The organism is Spiribacter salilacus, assembly GCF_009649225.1.
In the GTDB taxonomy this organism is placed as follows: domain Bacteria; phylum Pseudomonadota; class Gammaproteobacteria; order Nitrococcales; family Nitrococcaceae; genus Spiribacter; species Spiribacter salilacus.
In genome coordinates this window covers 47,500-60,386 of sequence record NZ_WJPP01000002.1, presented here as the reverse complement: position 1 = coordinate 60,386, position 12,887 = coordinate 47,500, and the positions used below count along the sequence as shown (strand labels likewise).

Below are 12,887 nucleotides of genomic sequence, written 5' to 3'. Positions count from 1 at the left end.
TTAGCGCTCTCCAGAAAAAGCTGCCAGCAGATGCAGCAAGCTGGTGAACAGGTTATAGATCGATACATACAGCGTAATGGTTGCCATGATGTAGTTCGTCTCGCCCCCGTTAATGATCTCTGAGGTCTGGTAGAGAATCAGCGCGCTCATTAGCACCACGAATGCAGCGCTCATGGCAAGCGAGAGGGCTGGAATGGAAAACACAATCGCAACGATAGCGCCTACAAACGCAACCAAAATACCTGCTAGCAAAAAGCCGCGTAAAAAGCTGAAGTCTTTTTGGGTGGTTAACGCATAAGCAGACAGCCCTAAAAACATTACGCCGGTACCACCAAGGGCCATCATCACTAGCTCTGCGCCGTTAGAAAATGCGCCGATGTAGAAGCTTAGAATTGGGCCGAGGGTAAATCCCATAAAGCCTGTTAAGGCAAAAACGCTGAGAATACCCCATGCACTATTGCGTAGCGCAAAAGTGGTGAAGAGCAAGCCAAAGTAGCCAACCAGTACAACCATCCAGTTTAGTGGTGGTGCCTGGGTAACCATGGCAAAGCCTGCCATTAGTGCGCTGAATAAAAGCGTTAGAGAAAGTAACGCATAGGTGTTGCGCAGTACCTTATTGGTTGAAAGGACCGAGCTTGCAGCACTAGTGGAGCGTGCTGAGGGGGCTACCCGTGTGTTCTGATCCATCGATATCCTCCGCAGATAACCATTAGGTTGAGATTCTGTTCATTAATGTGCCATTAGAGCGCGGTAATGTCACGAAGGTTCAATGAGGTTAAATCTTGCAGCCTTGGCAGAAACCTCGTAGTGTCCGCTTCCCCTGCAACTGTGCTGGAGTTGATTTGTGAAACTTGTCTGCCTAGATCTTGAAGGCGTCTTAGTCCCGGAAATCTGGATCGATTTTGCCCATCGAACCGGCATTGAAGCGCTGCGTGCCACAACGCGTGATATTGCTGATTACGATGAGCTTATGGCGATGCGCTTAGCGGAGCTTGATCGGCATAAACTCGGGCTGCCTGATATCGAGGCTGTGATTAGTGAAATGACGCCACTGCCAGGTGCCAAAGCCTTTTTAGAAGCGCTTCGTGCGAAATATCAATTAGTGATTTTATCAGACACATTTCGTGAGTTTGCCCGCCCATTAATGCGTCAGCTCGGGTGGCCCACGTTGTTTTGTCATGGCCTCCAGGTAGAGCCAACGGGGCAAATTAGCGCCTATCATTTGCGGATGCCGGATCATAAACGCGCTGCCGTCAACGCATTCCGCCAACTCAATTTTGAGGTGGTTGCTGCGGGTGATTCATACAACGACACCAATATGCTCGACGCCGCGCACGCCGGGTTTTTGTTTAATGCGCCTGATAATGTGGTGGCTGAATTTCCTCAATTCACCCAGTGCGACAGCTACGACGCGCTTGCGCAGGCCATTGAGCACGCCTAATGACTAAAACACCGTTAAAAGTGGCATTGCTTGCCGATACCCATGGTTTCCTTGATCCACGCGTGGCTGAGGTGGTGGGTGAGTGTGACATTGCCATTCATGCAGGCGATGTGGGCGGAGCGGATATTTTATTTGCATTAAACCCACGGCAAGAGGTTGTTGCGATTCGTGGCAATAACGACGACGCCGCTCATTGGCCTGAAAATGAACAAGATATCTTGGCAAATTTAGCTGCAGAGGCCAGTGTTGATTTGCCAGGGGGGCGGCTGAAAGTCGTTCATGGAGACGATGGCGGTACGGTCGAGCAGCGACATCGGCGCTATCGACGGCAGTATGCCGACTATCGTGCAGTGGTTTATGGTCATAGTCATCGCCAAAAACTCTCGTGCGATGAGGATCCATGGTTACTTAACCCGGGTGCTGCTGGTAGAACACGCACTCAGGGTGGTCCAAGCTGTCTTGTTTTAACCTGTGATGAACAGAACTGGCAGGTCGAAGCCAAACACTTCCCCAAACGGAGTTATCGGGCGCATCGCCCACGCGCGAATGACTGATCGGCAAATGCTTCCGATTCTCGAGCAGGCCGAGGCCATTCAGGAGGCGGTTGCCACGCATCAGGTGGTGGTTGTTTGCGGTGAAACGGGCTCAGGGAAAAGCACGCAATTGCCGCAGTTGATGCGGGCAATTGGGCGTGGCGTTGATGGCATAATCGGGCACACGCAGCCACGGCGTATTGCTGCCCGCGCGCTGGCAACCCGCATTGCGGAGGAAACCGGCAGCCCGTTAGGCCAACTGGTTGGCTACCGTGTTCGCTTTAGCGATCAGACAAGTCAACAAACCCGAATTAAGCTGCTAACCGATGGCATGTTGTTGGCCGAAACGTCGCATGACCCACAGCTAAAGCAGTACGACACCCTGATTATTGATGAAGCGCATGAGCGCAGCTTAAATATTGATTTTCTGTTGGGTTATCTAAAACGCCTGCTGCCTGCGCGCCCTGATTTGCGGGTGATTATTACCTCAGCCACCATCGATCCACAGCGGTTTTCAGCGCATTTTAATCAGGCACCGATTATTGAAGTATCTGGGCGCACATGGCCGGTTGAAGTGCGCTATCGCCCCCCGACAAACTTACGCGATGGGGTAATCGACGCGGTGGATGAGTTAGCCCGCTGCGGCCCCGGCGATATCTTAGTTTTCTTGCCGGGTGAGCGAGAGATTCGGCAATGCACCGATGCGCTGCGCAAGCAGCATCCACCGCATACCGAGGTTGTGCCGCTGTTTGGACGTCTATCAGTCGCTGAGCAGCAGCGGGTTTTCGCGCCGCATCGTGGTCGGCGGATTGTGCTGGCAACCAACGTTGCAGAAACCTCGTTAACCGTACCCGGCATTCGATATGTGGTGGATAGCGGGTTAGCGCGGATCAGCCGTTACAGTTTTCGCACCCGCATTCAGCGTCTTCCCATCGAGCCTGTCTCTCAGGCAAGCGCTCAGCAGCGCTCGGGGCGGTGTGGGCGAGAAGGCCCCGGTGTGTGTATTCGGCTATATGAGCAATCAGACTTTGCCGAGCGTCTGGCGTTTACCGAGCCTGAAATCCTGCGCACTAACCTTGCCTCTGTGATTCTGCAGATGAAGCATTTGCGCTTAGGCGACATTGACGAATTTCCATTTGTTGAAGCGCCCGATCCGCGTTTGGTGCGCGATGGCTTAAGACTGCTGGAAGCATTAGAGGCTTTGGATAGCGCCCATCATCTCACCGCTTTAGGAAAAAAACTGGCCCGTTTGCCGATTGACCCGCGAATTGGGCGGATGTTGCTTGCCGGTGCCTCTGAAGGGGCATTGAGCGAATTATTGGTGCTGGCCGCCGCCTTGTCGGTACAAGATCCAAGAGACCGACCGCTGGATCATCAAGAGGCTGCGGATGCCGCGCATGCTAAGTGGCAAGACAAACGCTCTGATTTTGTCAGCCTGCTCAATTTATGGGCGGCGATGAAGGCCACGGCCAAGGAGTTAAAAAGAAAGCCGTATGAAGCGTGGTGTCGTGAGCATTTTCTCTCTCCAGCGCGACTGCGGGAATGGCAGGAGGTGCACGGCCAATTGCGCGGTCTGTCCAAAGAAATGGGGTTGAGTGAAAACGCCGAACCGGCAGACCGGGTTGCGATTCATCGCGCATTGCTAACGGGTTTACTAAATGCGGTTGCGTTGCGTGAAGAGGATGATGTGTATCGCGGCGCACGCGATTTAAAATTGGCGATTCACCCGGGGTCTGGATTGGCTAAACGCAAGCCGCGCTGGATTGTGGCCGCAGAGCTGGTCGAAACAAGCCGGGTATTTGCCCGTTTAGTTGCCGAGGTTCGCCCAGAGTGGATAGAGCCTGTTGCCAAGCACTTGCTTAAGGCGCATTACCACAGCCCCTTTTGGGATTCGCATAGCGGCAAGGTGTTTGGCCGCGTCGATATGACCTTGTATGGCTTGCCCGTAGTTAATGGACGAAAGATTGATTACGCTCGGGTTTCACCAACAGCGGCGAGAGATATTTTTATTCAGGATGGCTTGCTGGGCCAATATCCAGAGCCTTGGCCCGCTTTTTTGCAACATAATCGTGACTTGCAGGCCGCCTTAGAAAAGGCGGAGGCAAAAGCCCGCCGTCGTGATCTGCTGCTGGATGCCGAGCAGCTGGCTGCATTGTACGATGCCGCTCTGCCAGACGAGGTAGTCGATGCCCCAAGCCTTGCCCGGTGGCTCAAGCGCGGTGGCAACGAACAAGCTCTAAAATTTTCAAAATCTCAGCTTATCGCGGCCACCGATCATACGGTGGTTGAGGACTTTCCTGACACCCTTAAGGCGGGCAGTCTGCAATTGCCGTTGAGCTATGTCTTTGAGCCTGGTGACGATGCGGATGGAGTGACCGTGCGTGTACCCGTGGCTGGGCTCAATGCGCTCGAACCAGATGTTTTTGAGTGGCTTGTGCCCGGTTTATTAGCCGAGAAGGTCATGACGCTCATTCGTGCCTTGCCCAAGCGGCTGCGGCGGCATTTTGTGCCAGTGCCCGAGTTTGCGGCTGCTGTGCTAGAGGCCTTGCCCGATCGTTGCGGCTCTTTAGAGGATGCGGTGCGGCGTGAACTAAGACGAATGACGGGAATTGATCTGCCCGCCGATGTATGGGATGAGCTGAGCATACCGAGCCATCTAACCATGCGGTTTTTGGTGGTGGATGCCAAGGGTAAGGTGCTGGAGGCAGGCCGCGATCTTGCTGCGCTTCAGCAGCAATGGGGCGCGCGGGCTGGTAAAGATTTTCGAGCCACTGAAGAGGTTGGCTTTGAACGCACCGATATTACCGATTGGGATTTTGGCAGCCTGCCAGATCAAATGCCCTTTACTCAGGGAGGTGCCGAATTGCTGGGCTATCCGGCACTATGTGCGGAAAAATCGGGCCTAGCATTGCGTTTGCTGGATAGCCCGCAGCGTGCTGAAGCCGCTCATCGGGTGGGCGTGCGCACTTTGTTGATGAAGAAATTTGCCCAGCAGGCGCGGCTGTTGCGTCGTGAGATGGGCGGATTGAGGCACCTGCAAGTCACCACTGAGGAGCTTTGCGCCGCCACGTTTGATCGGGTGTTTCTAGCCAACGAGGTTCCGCGTGATCAGGCCGCGTTTGTCCGCTGCTGTGAACAAGGGCGTGAGCAGATTATTGTTGAAGGAGAGCGGCTTAGCGAGCTTGTCTCTGGTATCCTGCAGCGCCATGTGACCGTGCAACGACACCTAAAGGGAAATATTCCGCTGGGTTTGGTTGATAGCTATCGGGATTTGGCGGAGCAGCTTGAAGGTTTGGTTTATTCGGGTTTCTTGCTAACAACACCCGTGGAGCAGCTGGCTGAGTTGCCTCGCTATTTGAGGGGGATGGAGCGTCGAATTGAGCGTTTGCAGCGTGACCCATCTCGTGAGCAGGCAGGTTTAGCCCAGATTTTGCCGCATCAAAAGCGGCTGCGGGAGACGCTTGAGCGGCATCAGCGCAAAGGGGTTAAAGACCCGGCCCTGACGGTGGTTCGTTGGATGATCGAAGAGTATCGGGTGTCCATATTTGCCCAAGAACTTGGCACCCAAACGCGTGTATCAGAAAAGCGCTTAGCCCAGGCATGGGCTGAAGTGCGGTAAGACAAAAAGAGGAAAATTGTGCTCGATACCAATGCATTGGTGAATCAACTGGCCGACCTTAAAGGACGTCATGACGCCCTGAGGGGGTATCTTTGACCTGGCAACTCAGGCAGAGCGCTTAGAGGAAGTGAGCCGAGAGCTTGAATCTCCAGAAGTTTGGAATGATCCAGACCGGGCGCAAGCACTCAATAAGGAGCGAGCGGCGCTGGAGCGGGTTGTTAATCGTCTGAACGACCTAGCCAGCGGGCTGAATGATGCCGAAGAGCTGCTTGAGATGGCGCGCGAAGAAGACGATGAAGAAACGATAGCGGTGGTGGGCGATGACCTGGCGGGTCACGAAAAGGTGATTGCTGATCTTGAATTCCGCCGTATGTTCTCAGGCGAGATGGATGCCAACAATGCCTTTGTAGACATTCAGGCAGGATCCGGCGGCACCGAGGCCCAAGATTGGGCGGAAATGCTGCTGCGAATGTATTTGCGCTGGATTGAAGATAAGGGCTTTAGCAGCGAAATTATTGAACTCTCCGCTGGTGAGCAGGCCGGTATAAAAAGCGCCACCATTAAGGTCAATGGCGAATATGCGTTTGGCTGGCTACGCACCGAGACGGGTGTCCATCGGCTAGTTCGAAAATCACCATTTGATTCAGGCAATCGTCGGCACACCTCATTTGCAGCCGTGTTTGTGGCACCAGAGCTGGACGATAAAGTGGATATTGAGATTGATCCATCGGATTTGCGAGTGGATGTGTATCGAGCGAGTGGCGCCGGCGGGCAGCACGTTAACCGCACCGAGTCTGCTGTGCGGATTACGCATTTACCCTCAGGCGTGGTGGTGCAGTGCCAAAATGATCGCTCTCAGCATAAAAACCGGGCAACGGCGATGAGTCAGCTGCGGGCAAAGCTTTATGAGCGCGAAATGGATCGGCAGCGTGCGCAGGCCGCTGAGATCGAAGATACCAAGGCCGATATCGGTTGGGGCAGCCAGATCCGCTCGTATGTGTTGGATCAAAGCCGAATTAAAGACTTACGCACGGGCGTTGAGGTGGGTAACACACAAGGGGTGCTTGATGGCAACCTCGACCCATTTATCGAAGCCAGCTTAAAAGCAGGATTGTAGGGAGCAACAAGGCGATGGCAGAAAAAGATCAACAACACGAAGAGCATCGTCTGATTGCCGAGCGGCGGCGTAAGCTTGGCGAGTGGCGTAACAGCGGGGCCGCATTTCCAAATGATTTTGGCCGCACGCATTTAGCAGCTGACCTACAGCGTAACTACGCTGAGCATGATGCTGAGGCGCTGCAAGCCGCGGCCATCCCTGTGCAGATTGCTGGGCGGCTCATTTTAAAGCGTGTGATGGGCAAGGCGAGCTTTGCCACGCTGCGAGATATGTCTGGCGATATCCAGCTGTTTGTGCGGCGAGATGATCTGCCTGAAGGCGTTTATCAATCGTTTAAAGGGTGGGATGCCGGCGACATTGTGGGTGCAACCGGCCTGCTGATGCGTACCCAAACCGGCGAGCTGTCTGTGCACTGTGACAGCTTGCGCCTGCTCACCAAATCACTGCGGCCGCTGCCGGATAAATACCATGGCTTAGAAGATACTGAAGTGCGCTATCGCCAACGGTATTTAGACTTAATGACCAACCCAACGGTGCGTGAGGCGTTTTATACGCGCAGCCATATCGTGCGCTACATTCGTGAGTATTTTCACGCCAAGGGCTATTTGGAGGTGGAAACCCCAATGATGCAGCCCATTCCCGGTGGCGCTACGGCACGGCCATTTGTCACGCATCATAATGCACTAGAGCGCGATCTTTACCTGCGCGTAGCCCCCGAGCTCTATCTTAAGCGCCTTTTGGTGGGCGGGTTTGAGAAGGTGTATGAGATTAATCGTAATTTCCGTAACGAAGGCGTCTCTACGCGGCACAATCCCGAATTCACCATGCTCGAGTTCTATGAGGCCTACTCAGATTACCGCGTAGCAATGGACTTAACCGAAGATTTGTTGCGTGGCTTAGCACGCGATGTGCTCGGCACCGAGTCAATCACCTATCAAGGTGAATCCATTGATTTTGGCTCAGACTTTGCGCGGGTAACCGTGGCCGAAGCGGTAGTTGCGCAAAATCCTGAACTAAAAGGGCAGCTCAGCTCGCCAGAGGCTTTGCGGTTGCGCCTAGATGCGCTGGGTGTGCCCACTCAGCCGCATTGGGGGGTTGGCAAGCTTTTATTAGAGATTTTTGAGAAAACGGCTGAGGGCGAGCTGCGCCAGCCAACATTTGTGACCGATTATCCAACCGAGGTATCGCCGCTTGCGCGCCCCCGTGATGATGACCCGAGCGTGACCGAGCGGTTTGAGTTGATTGTGGCTGGTCGTGAGATTGCCAATGGCTTTTCAGAACTAAATGATGCCGAAGATCAGGCGCGCCGCTTTCAGCAACAGGCCGAGGAAAAAGCCGCCGGCGATGCCGAAGCGATGCACTACGATGCCGATTATATTCGAGCGTTGGAATATGGCATGCCCCCCGCCGTGGGCGAGGGGATCGGTATTGATCGGTTGGTCATGTTACTGACCGATGCGCCGTCTATTCGCGATGTATTGCTATTTCCGGCTATGCGGCCTCAGGCGGCTGATAAGGCAGATTAAGCAGGGTTAAGTTAAGTTCATCAACGGTCAGCCCCCCGGCTTCGGCGGCGTCAATTTTTAATACGGCCAAAAGCTCGGCATTGCCATCGGCGGCGGCAGCGGCAATGACAACGCTGCCAGCCTCACCCCCATTGGCATCTAAAATTTTAGCGCCAGGCGCGGGTGGGTCGCCCGCCATCTCTAGGCGGTAAAGACGGCGTTTCAAGCGCCCAAGGTAATGCATTCGGGCAACCACCTCTTGGCCAGGATAACAACCCTTTTGGTAGCTAATGCCGCCTAGTGGCTCTAGGTTCATCATGGTGGGGATGAACTGTTCCATGGTCTCTGGCACCACATCCGGAATGCCAGCCTGAATCTCTAAGAGTTGCCAAAAAGCATCGTCAGCCGGCGTTAGGGCCTCCATTAGGCGAGCCTGCAAAGCGCTGGCCTCTGCTTGGGGAGCCAGTAATAAGTACCGCAACCCCGTAGCGCTGGGCAGCGCAATAATGTGTAGATCACCCGCGCGGCTGACTTCGCCTGATGTTGTGGGAAGCGTGCCCGCTATTTCGGTCAGTAAAGTCTCAGCGGCAGGGCCGGCCAGACCGAGTAATGACTCGTCATCAGACAGATTGGTAAGGGCAACCTGCGCTCGGAGTATGAACATTTGTAGTTTGGGTTGGATGGCCTTAAGGACTGCCGCATTACCGATTAAAAGAATGCCGGTGTCACTGTGAACAACTCGAAAGAGTGCCCGCGTGCGTCCTTTCGCGTTACACCAAGCGGCGATGCAGCTTTGATTATCCGGCAGATCTTTAACGGATTGGGTGAGCTGGTTTTGTAAAAACTCAATGGCATCGTCCCCCGCTACATGTAAAACGCCTAAATGCGTGAGCGGCGCCACGATACCGCCGGTTTCAGCGGCCTGTAGCAAGGGTGCTACGGGGAGAAGGGGTTCTGCCTGAGACATGTCTGACTCCTAAACAAATATGCGATAATGACAAGGTAACAAAATTGTCGATAGTACGGAGGCAGCTAATGAGTGATGAGCGCAAGGAACAAGCCCCAGAGCCTGCTGCTGATTCAGCCAAAGAGCAAGCGCCTAAGCCGATGCCTAAAGAGTACGGTGGAGCGCCCGGCCCTGAGCCAACACGTTATGGAGATTGGGAGAGCAATGGGCGCTGCACCGATTTCTGACGTCGAGGTCAGTGATTGTTGCATCGCGGCATTGTTGCGCTGAGTGCCAGCAAAGCGTACCTTATAGAGGTTCCAAACGCCGTTAGTCTGCCTGGAGAGCAACCAGATGAGCATCGATAATCGGCCGCTATCGCCGCATTTACAAGTCTACCGATTGCCCTTTACCGCAATCACATCCATCAGTCATCGAATCTCTGGCGCTTTGTTAGCGGCCGGTTCTCTGGTGCTGGTCTACTGGGTGGCTGCTGTGGCAGCAGGCGCAGAGCGCTACGCGGCAGCCAGCGCGCTTTTGGGCAGCGTGCCGGTAAGGCTATTAATGTTCGTATGGACCTTTATTCTGTTTTATCACCTCTGCAATGGGGTGCGGCATCTGTTTTGGGATGCGGGCTATGGGTTTGATTTAGCCGTAGCGCAACGGACGGGGCAGGCTGTGATTGCTGGCGCGGTTGCGTTAACCCTCATCACGTGGCTGATTGTGCTGATTTAAGGAGCCAAGGCATGCAATTTCGTACTCCATTAAAGCAGGCGCGCGGCCTAGGCGCCTCACATCACGGGCGCGCCCATTGGTGGGCACAGCGGGTTAGTGCAGTGGCCATGTTGCCGCTAATGCTTTGGTTGGTGATTGGGCTAGCAGTTAACTCCGGCGCCGATTATGCACAGGCCGCGGCATGGATTAGCAGCCCAATTAACGCGGTTATGCTGATTTTAGCCTTCGGCGTTTTGTTTTATCACGGCGCGCTAGGTCTACAGGTTGCCCTAGAAGACTATGTGCCCCACAAAGGCGTGCGCATGGGTCTGGTTTTTGGGTTGCGGTTTGTTGCAGCCTTTCTTGCCGGGTTTGCTATTTTTTCTGTGCTGACTATTGCCCTCGGAGGCTAATGCCATGACCACCGATTACGAAATTATCGATCACACCTACGATGTGGTGGTTGTCGGCGCGGGCGGTGCCGGTTTACGTGCCACCTTTGGGATGGCTGAAAAAGGCCTAAAAACGGCGTGCATCACTAAGGTTTTTCCAACGCGCAGTCACACCGTGGCGGCACAGGGCGGCATTAGCGCAGCCCTCGGTAACATGGGTGAAGATGACTGGCGCTGGCATGCTTACGACACAATCAAAGGCTCTGATTGGTTGGGCGATCAGGATGCAATCGAATATATGTGTCGCGAAGCCATCCCCGCCATCATCGAGCTTGAGCACTACGGCGTGCCGTTTTCTCGGACTGAAGCCGGCAAAATTTATCAGCGCCCATTTGGCGGTATGACAACGCATTTTGGCGAGGGTACAGCCCAGCGCACCTGTGCCGCGGCTGATCGAACCGGGCATGCCATTTTGCATACCCTTTATCAGCAGTCACTGGCGCATCAAGCTGAGTTTTATATCGAATATTTTGCGCTCGATCTGATTATGGAAAACGGCGCTTGCCGGGGCGTCATTGCTCTTGAGTTGGCCACCGGAAAGATTCATCGTTTCCGTGCCCATTTGGTGGTGTTGGCCACCGGGGGTTATGGACGGGCCTGGTTCTCTTGTACGTCTGCGCACACTTGCACGGGTGATGGTGGTGGAATGGTCTTGCGGGCGGGTTTGCCGTTGCAAGATATGGAGTTCACCCAGTTCCACCCAACGGGGGTTTATGGCGCAGGCTGCCTGATTACCGAGGGTGTGCGGGGTGAAGGCGGCTATCTCACCAATTCTGAGGGTGAGCGTTTTATGGAGCGCTACGCGCCCAACGCCAAAGATCTTGCCTCGCGCGATGTGGTCTCTCGCTCAATGACAATTGAGATTCGCGAAGGCCGCGGGGTAGGCCCCAACAAAGATCACATTCATCTGCACCTTGAGCACTTAGGGCCTGAGGTTATCAATCAGCGCCTACCGGGTATTGCAGAAACCGCTCGTATCTTTGCGGGTGTCGATGTAACTAAAGCGCCAATTCCGGTATTGCCCACGGTTCACTACAACATGGGCGGCATTCCAACCAACTACCGTGCTGAGGTTGTGGCACCACGTGACGGTGATCCTGATGCCGTTGTACCAGGCCTGATGGCCATCGGTGAGGCAGGCTGCATCTCGGTGCATGGTGCCAACCGACTGGGCTCTAACTCGTTGCTTGATTTGGTGGTGTTTGGTCGTGCAGCGGCTATTCGCGCGGCTGAGGTGGTTAGCGAGCTTGGCTCGCATCGGCCATTGCCGGCAGATAGTGCCGATTATGCCTTGTCTCGGCTCGATCGGTTGCGGCATGCAGAGGGTGAGCATTCAACGGCCAGCATTCGAGATGCCATGCAGGCGACAATGCAGGAGTACTCGGCGGTGTTCCGGACCGCAGAAACGCTGGAGCAGGGCAGTCAGAAAATGCATGAAATTGCGGGGCGCCTTGCCGATGTGAAGGTGGCCGATCGCTCGCTCATCTGGAATACCGACCTGATTGAGACGCTAGAGCTTGAAAACCTGCTAGGTAATGCGGTTGTGAGTATGGACTCGGCTTTGAATCGTCAGGAAAGTCGCGGTGCGCATGCCCGTGAAGACTTTAGCGAGCGCGACGACGAGAAATGGATGAAGCATACGGTGTCGTGGTTGCAAGCCGATAATGCCGTGCAATTGGATTACCGCCCGGTGCATATGACAACGCTTAGCGATGAGATGGAAGTGATTCCACCTAAAAAGCGTGTGTACTGAACGAGGAGTATGAAGTAATGGCGAAGTTTGTCCTTCCTCCCAATTCCCGGATTCAGCCGGGTGAGCATCATCCGGCACCGGGTGGCACCAGCAACACACGGCTGTTTAAAGTCTACCGTTGGGATCCTGATGGCGGTCAAAACCCGCGTCTAGACACCTATGAGGTTGATTTGGATACCTGCGGCCCAATGGTGCTGGATGCGCTCATAAAAATTAAAAACGAAATCGATCCAACGCTCACCTTCCGGCGGTCTTGCCGTGAGGGTATTTGCGGATCTTGCGCAATGAATATCGATGGACGTAATACGCTGGCTTGTACCATGGCCATCGATGATATTAAGGGCGATGTGCGCATCTACCCGCTGCCATCCATGCGGGTGGTGAAAGATCTTGTGCCGGATATGACGCATTTTTATGCGCAGTACGCGTCCATTAAGCCGTGGCTGCGCGCACAAACCCCCGCGCCGCCAGATCACGAGCGACTGCAGAGCCCTGAAGACCGAAGCGAGCTCGATGGTCTGTACGAGTGCATTTTATGTGCTTGCTGCCAAACCTCCTGCCCAAGCTATTGGTGGAATCCTGACCGCTACCTAGGCCCAGCCGTGCTGCTGCAGGCCTATCGCTGGATTGCAGATAGTCGGGATGAATCAACGGGCGAGCGTCTTGATGACTTAGACGATGCCTTTAAGCTTTATCGTTGCCATACCATCATGAACTGTGCCTCGGCATGCCCTAAGGGATTAAACCCGGCAAAGGCTATTGCTGAGATTAAGCAGCTAATGGTGGCACGTCAGTAGGCGATAAGCA

12 protein-coding genes are annotated in these 12,887 nt (G+C 54.4%); 10 read left to right on the top strand and 2 right to left on the bottom strand.

Going from position 1 to position 12,887, the window contains the following annotated elements:
- Entirely contained in the window at positions 1–687 is a 687-nt protein-coding gene (locus tag GH984_RS03455; RefSeq protein ID WP_153718824.1) for a Bax inhibitor-1/YccA family protein, read from the bottom strand.
- Positions 688–844: 157 nt separating this feature from the next.
- Here GH984_RS03455 and thrH point away from each other — a divergent pair, with 157 nt between their 5' ends.
- From thrH to lysS, 5 genes are all read left to right on the top strand, one after another.
- Positions 845–1,441, top strand: coding sequence for a bifunctional phosphoserine phosphatase/homoserine phosphotransferase ThrH (gene thrH, locus GH984_RS03450; RefSeq protein ID WP_369691921.1), 597 nt, complete (start codon positions 845–847; stop codon positions 1,439–1,441).
- Positions 1,441–1,995, top strand: a complete 555-nt coding sequence (locus GH984_RS03445; protein WP_153718823.1) for a metallophosphoesterase family protein — start codon at positions 1,441–1,443, stop codon at positions 1,993–1,995. Before thrH ends, GH984_RS03445 begins: the two co-directional genes overlap by 1 nt.
- Positions 1,988–5,593, top strand: coding sequence for an ATP-dependent RNA helicase HrpA (hrpA, locus tag GH984_RS03440; RefSeq protein WP_253939112.1), 3,606 nt, complete (start codon positions 1,988–1,990; stop codon positions 5,591–5,593). Before GH984_RS03445 ends, hrpA begins: the two co-directional genes overlap by 8 nt.
- 18 nt (positions 5,594–5,611) lie before the next feature.
- Positions 5,612–6,710, top strand: a protein-coding gene (prfB, locus tag GH984_RS03435) for a peptide chain release factor 2 (protein WP_369691920.1) whose coding sequence is annotated in 2 segments (ribosomal slippage) — positions 5,612–5,686 and positions 5,688–6,710 — 1,098 coding nt in all. Because the reading frame shifts where the segments join, the coding sequence is not laid out codon by codon here.
- A gap of 14 nt (positions 6,711–6,724) precedes the next feature.
- A complete protein-coding gene (gene lysS, locus GH984_RS03430; protein ID WP_153718821.1) occupies positions 6,725–8,236 on the top strand; it encodes a lysine--tRNA ligase in 1,512 nt (503 codons plus the stop codon).
- On the opposite strand, the gene ygfZ is transcribed toward lysS, so the two are convergent.
- Complete coding sequence (gene ygfZ / locus GH984_RS03425; protein ID WP_153718820.1) at positions 8,202–9,182, bottom strand: CAF17-like 4Fe-4S cluster assembly/insertion protein YgfZ; 981 nt, start codon at positions 9,180–9,182, stop codon at positions 8,202–8,204. The two genes, lysS and ygfZ, sit on opposite strands and share 35 nt — an antisense overlap.
- A 68-nt stretch (positions 9,183–9,250) precedes the next feature.
- Between ygfZ and GH984_RS03420 the strand changes: the two genes are divergently transcribed.
- The 5 genes from GH984_RS03420 to GH984_RS03400 all read left to right on the top strand — a co-directional run bounded on the left by GH984_RS03420 (position 9,251) and on the right by GH984_RS03400 (position 12,877).
- Positions 9,251–9,409, top strand: coding sequence for a DUF1674 domain-containing protein (locus GH984_RS03420; RefSeq protein WP_153718819.1), 159 nt, complete (start codon positions 9,251–9,253; stop codon positions 9,407–9,409).
- 106 nt (positions 9,410–9,515) lie between these two features.
- Positions 9,516–9,896 carry a succinate dehydrogenase, cytochrome b556 subunit gene (gene sdhC / locus GH984_RS03415; protein ID WP_153718818.1) on the top strand — a complete coding sequence of 127 codons (381 nt, stop codon included), beginning with the start codon at positions 9,516–9,518 and terminating at the stop codon, positions 9,894–9,896.
- Between the two features lie 11 nt (positions 9,897–9,907).
- Positions 9,908–10,288, top strand: coding sequence for a succinate dehydrogenase, hydrophobic membrane anchor protein (sdhD, locus tag GH984_RS03410; RefSeq protein ID WP_153718817.1), 381 nt, complete (start codon positions 9,908–9,910; stop codon positions 10,286–10,288).
- A 4-nt stretch (positions 10,289–10,292) separates the two neighbouring features.
- Complete coding sequence (gene sdhA / locus GH984_RS03405; RefSeq protein WP_153718816.1) at positions 10,293–12,080, top strand: succinate dehydrogenase flavoprotein subunit; 1,788 nt, start codon at positions 10,293–10,295, stop codon at positions 12,078–12,080.
- Positions 12,081–12,097: 17 nt separating this feature from the next.
- The gene (locus tag GH984_RS03400) at positions 12,098–12,877 is read left to right on the top strand and encodes a succinate dehydrogenase iron-sulfur subunit (RefSeq protein WP_153718815.1); all 780 of its coding nucleotides are present in this window, start codon (positions 12,098–12,100) and stop codon (positions 12,875–12,877) included.
- Positions 12,878–12,887: the final 10 nt, after the last annotated feature.

Coding starts and splice junctions, on each gene's coding strand:
- GH984_RS03445 (WP_153718823.1), top strand. CDS start 1,441: ATGACTAAAACACCGTTAAAAGTGGCATTGCTTGCCGATACCCATGGT.
- lysS (WP_153718821.1), top strand. CDS start 6,725: ATGGCAGAAAAAGATCAACAACACGAAGAGCATCGTCTGATTGCCGAG.
- GH984_RS03420 (WP_153718819.1), top strand. CDS start 9,251: ATGAGTGATGAGCGCAAGGAACAAGCCCCAGAGCCTGCTGCTGATTCA.
- GH984_RS03455 (WP_153718824.1), bottom strand. CDS start 687: ATGGATCAGAACACACGGGTAGCCCCCTCAGCACGCTCCACTAGTGCT.
- sdhD (WP_153718817.1), top strand. CDS start 9,908: ATGCAATTTCGTACTCCATTAAAGCAGGCGCGCGGCCTAGGCGCCTCA.
- sdhA (WP_153718816.1), top strand. CDS start 10,293: ATGACCACCGATTACGAAATTATCGATCACACCTACGATGTGGTGGTT.
- ygfZ (WP_153718820.1), bottom strand. CDS start 9,182: ATGTCTCAGGCAGAACCCCTTCTCCCCGTAGCACCCTTGCTACAGGCC.
- GH984_RS03400 (WP_153718815.1), top strand. CDS start 12,098: ATGGCGAAGTTTGTCCTTCCTCCCAATTCCCGGATTCAGCCGGGTGAG.
- sdhC (WP_153718818.1), top strand. CDS start 9,516: ATGAGCATCGATAATCGGCCGCTATCGCCGCATTTACAAGTCTACCGA.
- hrpA (WP_253939112.1), top strand. CDS start 1,988: ATGACTGATCGGCAAATGCTTCCGATTCTCGAGCAGGCCGAGGCCATT.